The 3,300-nt window shown below is 72.1% G+C and carries 4 protein-coding genes; 3 read left to right on the top strand and 1 reads right to left on the bottom strand.

All coding sequences use genetic code 11. The features are described 5' to 3' along the window. On the bottom strand, positions 1 to 265 hold a 265-nt coding region (locus VN520_RS29750; RefSeq protein ID WP_325750043.1), incomplete at its 3' end, for a GTP-binding protein. Between the two features lie 270 nt (positions 266 to 535). Between VN520_RS29750 and pgsA the strand changes: the two genes are divergently transcribed. From pgsA to VN520_RS29735, 3 genes are read left to right on the top strand one after another with little or no spacing between them, the layout of a single operon-like run. Beyond that, entirely contained in the window at positions 536 to 1,222 is a 687-nt protein-coding gene (gene pgsA, locus VN520_RS29745; protein WP_325750042.1) for a phosphatidylinositol phosphate synthase, read from the top strand. Then, on the top strand, positions 1,219 to 2,142 hold the full coding sequence (locus VN520_RS29740) for a phosphatidylinositol mannoside acyltransferase (protein WP_325750041.1): 924 nt from the start codon (positions 1,219 to 1,221) through the stop codon (positions 2,140 to 2,142). Before pgsA ends, VN520_RS29740 begins: the two co-directional genes overlap by 4 nt. Further along, positions 2,139 to 3,299 (top strand): glycosyltransferase family 4 protein, encoded by a 1,161-nt coding sequence (locus tag VN520_RS29735; protein WP_325750040.1) that lies wholly within the window; start codon positions 2,139 to 2,141, stop codon positions 3,297 to 3,299. The genes VN520_RS29740 and VN520_RS29735 overlap by 4 nt, the downstream gene beginning before the upstream one ends. The last annotated feature ends 1 nt before the right edge of the window (position 3,300 follow it).

Genomic DNA, 3,300 nt, shown 5'->3' with positions numbered 1-3,300 from the left:
GGCCGCCCCATTCGACGGGGACCAGCGAGAGCTGCACGGAACGCCGGCGGCGCTGTTCGATCTCGTCGTGGTCGGAGACGGTGGAGCCGTCCTCGACCCGGCCGGCCCGGTTCAGTGCCCCGGCCGTCAGCGCGAGCGCCTCGGCCAGAGTGGTCTTGCCCGAGCCGCTGTGGCCGGCCAGCACCACGTTCCGTACGGAAGCGGGCCCGCCGGCCGCCGCTGCCCTGCCGGCGGCTCCGGTGTGCGTGTGTGTCCTGTCACCCATGACGCGTGCCTCCCGTTCGGTGGCGGTACCGCAAGAGCTGGGGGCGGATGCGCGGGCAGGGGAACCGTCGTGGCGGCTCCGGCGACGCCCGTGGTCATTCGAGCTTTTCACCCGTGCCGGAAGCCGTCCACACGTCACCCGCGGCGAAGCGGGACTTCCCGGGCGCCGGGCGGGACGGGGTGCCCCGCCGATGCCGGGCACGGCTGGTGACTACGATGGGCCAGCCGGTGGCCGAAGGGGCCACGGCGCCCGCCGAACCTCGGGAAGGCCATGCTGAACAAGTACGCGCGTGCATTTTTTACGCGTGTCCTCACACCGTTCGCCGCTCTGCTGCTCCGCCTCGGGGTCAGCCCCGACGCGGTCACTCTCGTCGGTACGGCCGGAGTGATGGCAGGTGCGCTGGTCTTCTTCCCGATGGGGGAGTTCTTCTGGGGCACGATCGTGATCACGGTCTTCGTCTTCTCGGACCTCGTCGACGGCAACATGGCCCGGCAGGCCGGGATCTCCAGCCGGTGGGGCGCGTTCCTGGACTCGACGCTCGACCGGGTGGCGGACGGGGCGATCTTCGCCGGGTTCGCGCTCTGGTACGCGGGCCGCGGCGACGACAACGTGCTGTGCGCGGTCGCGATCTTCTGTCTGGCCAGCGGCCAGGTGGTCTCGTACACGAAGGCGCGGGGCGAGTCGATCGGCCTGCCGGTCGCGGTGAACGGACTGGTGGAGCGCGCCGAGCGGCTCGTCGTCTCGCTGGTCGCGGCGGGCCTCGCCGGCCTGCACGGCTTCGGGGTGCCCGGCATCCAGGTCCTGCTCCCGGTCGCGCTGTGGATCGTCGCCGTGGGCAGCCTGGTCACGCTGATCCAGCGAGTGGTGACCGTGCGCAGGGAGTCGGCCGAGGCCGATGCCGCCGCGGCCGCCGCCCAGGGCGGGACGGCGGAGCAGGGGAGCGGGGCCGCGCAGTGAGCGACACCGGAACCGATCTGAGGGGGCGGCTGTCCGACGGGCTCTACGGCCTCGGCTGGGGAGCGGTGAAGAAACTCCCCGAGCCGGTCGCGGCCGCGCTCTTCCGCACCCTGGCCGACCAGGTGTGGAAGCGGCGCGGGAAGTCCGTGCTGTGCCTGGAGTCGAACCTCGCCCGGGTGGTGCCCGGCGCGGACGCCGCACGGCTGGCCGAGCTGTCGAAGGCCGGCATGCGCTCGTACATGCGCTACTGGATGGAGTCCTTCCGGCTGCCGACCTGGAGTCCGCAGCGGATCAAGGAGTCCATCCACGTCCGTGACATCCACCGGATCACCGAGGCTCTCGACGCGGGCCAGGGGGTCGTGGTGGCGCTGCCGCACCTGGGCAACTGGGACCTGGCGGGAGCATGGGCCACCACCGACCTGAAGGTGCCCTTCACGACGGTCGCCGAGCGGCTCAAGCCGGAATCCCTCTATGACCGTTTCGTGGCCTACCGCCAGGGCCTGGGCATGGAGGTCCTGCCGCACAACGGAGGGGCCGCGTTCGGGGCCCTGGCCCGGCGGCTGCGCGCGGGCGGGCTGGTCTGCCTCGTCGCCGACCGCGACCTGTCCGCCTCCGGCGTCGAGGTGGACTTCTTCGGCGACACCGCCCGGATGCCCGCCGGTCCGGCTCTGCTGGCCCAGCACACCGGAGCGCTGCTGCTGCCCGTCACCCTCTGGTACGACGGCACGTCCGTGATGCAGGGGCAGGTCCATCCGCCCGTCGCCGTACCGGAGACAGGCACCCGCGCCGAGAAGACGTCCTCCATGACACAGGCGCTGGCCGACGCCTTCGCCACCGGGATCGCCGAGCATCCGGAGGACTGGCACATGCTGCAGCGGCTCTGGCTCGCCGATCTGGACCCCCAGGGGGAGACTCCGTGAGGATCGGCATCGTCTGCCCGTACTCCTGGGACGTCCCGGGCGGGGTGCAGTTCCACATCCGTGACCTGGCCGAGCACCTGATCCGCATCGGTCACGACGTCTCGGTGCTCGCGCCCGCCGACGACGAGACGCCGCTCCCGCCGTACGTCGTGTCCGCGGGGCGGGCGGTGCCCGTCCCGTACAACGGCTCCGTCGCCCGGCTGAACTTCGGGTTCCTGTCCGCCGCGCGGGTCCGGCGCTGGCTCAACGACGGCACGTTCGACGTCATCCACATCCACGAGCCCACCTCGCCCTCGCTGGGGCTGCTCACCTGCTGGGCGGCGCAGGGACCGATCGTGGCGACGTTCCACACGTCCAACCCCCGCTCCAGGGCCATGATCGCGGCGTATCCGATCCTCCAGCCGGCGCTGGAGAAGATCAGCGCGCGGATCGCGGTGAGCGAATACGCACGGCGTACCCTCGTCGAGCACCTCGGCGGGGACGCCGTGGTCATCCCCAACGGCGTCGACGTGGACTTCTTCGCCCGTGCGGAGCCGAAAGCCGAGTGGCAGGGCGGCACCCTCGGCTTCATAGGGCGCATCGACGAACCGCGCAAGGGACTGCCCGTCCTGATGAAGGCGCTCCCCGCGATCCTCGCCGCACGTCCGGAGACCCGGCTGCTGGTCGCGGGGCGCGGCGACGAGGAGGAAGCGGTCGCCTCGCTGCCGAAGGACATGCGCGGCCGTGTCGAGTTCCTGGGCATGGTGAGCGACGAGGACAAGGCGCGGCTGCTGCGCAGTGTCGATGTCTACGTCGCGCCGAACACCGGCGGCGAGAGCTTCGGCATCATCCTGGTCGAGGCCCTCTCGGCGGGAGCGCCCGTCCTCGCCAGTGACCTGGACGCCTTCGCCCAGGTGCTCGGCCAGGGGACGGCGGGCGACCTGTTCGCCAACGAGGACGCGGACGCGCTGGCCACGGCCGCCGTACGCCTCCTGGGCGACCCGGAGCGGCGCGCGGGGCTGCGGCAGCGGGGCAGTGCGCATGTGCGCCGCTTCGACTGGACGACCGTCGGCGCGGACATCCTGGCGGTGTACGAGACGGTGACGGACGGGGCTGCGGCCGTGGACACCGACGAACGCACCGGGCTGCGCGCGCGCTTCGGCCTCGCCAGGGACTGAG

This window comes from Streptomyces sp. (assembly GCF_035563135.1).
Classification (GTDB): domain Bacteria; phylum Actinomycetota; class Actinomycetes; order Streptomycetales; family Streptomycetaceae; genus Streptomyces.
This window is presented reverse-complemented; position numbering and strand designations above follow the sequence as displayed.